Here is a 748-nt window from a genome sequence, read left to right as displayed (position 1 = left end):
AGGTTACGATCTGAATACTGGGGTGAGTGATGTGCGTGACGCCGTTGCTCGTGCTCAGCGCTCGTTACCTGATGAAGCAGATGACCCAATTGTTTACAAGAACAATGGTTCGGGTGAAGCGTCCCTTTACATCAATCTAAGTTCTTCTGAAATGGACCGCACACAGCTGACGGATTATGCCGAGCGTGTTCTGATGGATCGTTTCAGTTTGATCACGGGTGTGAGGTCTATCGATCTCTCTGGCGGTTTGTACAAAGTCATGTACGTGAAACTCAAACCAGAGCTTATGGCTGGTCGTGCGGTCACGGCATCGGATATTACATCAGCTTTACGAAGTGAGAATCTAGAAAGTCCGGGTGGTGAAGTTCGCAACGACTCGACGGTGATGTCGGTACGTACGGCTCGTACTTATAACACGCCTGAGGACTTCCAGTATCTTGTCATTAAACGTGCAAGCGACAACACGCCTATCTACCTAAAAGATGTGGCGGATGTCTTTATTGGTGCAGAAAACGAGAACTCGACCTTCAAAAGTGACGGTGTTGTAAACATCAGTCTTGGTGTGGTACCGCAGTCAGACGCAAACCCGCTAGAAGTGGCGAAGCTGGTTCGTTCTGAAGTCGATAACATTCAGAAGTTCTTACCAGAAGGAACACGTCTCGCGATTGATTACGACGCGACAGTATTTATCGAGCGTTCAATCGAAGAGGTGTACAGCACGCTGTTTATTACAGGTGGCTTGGTGATC

1 protein-coding gene is annotated in these 748 nt (G+C 48.3%); it reads left to right on the top strand.

The window, feature by feature from the left end; all coding sequences use genetic code 11:
• The coding region (locus R7O13_RS26510; RefSeq protein WP_318305164.1) for an efflux RND transporter permease subunit at nucleotides 1-748 on the top strand (748 nt) is incomplete at both ends.

Source organism: Vibrio sp. Y176, assembly GCF_033438945.1.
The sequence above is the reverse complement of the archived record's forward strand: the minus strand, read 5'-3'. Positions and strand labels throughout refer to the sequence as shown.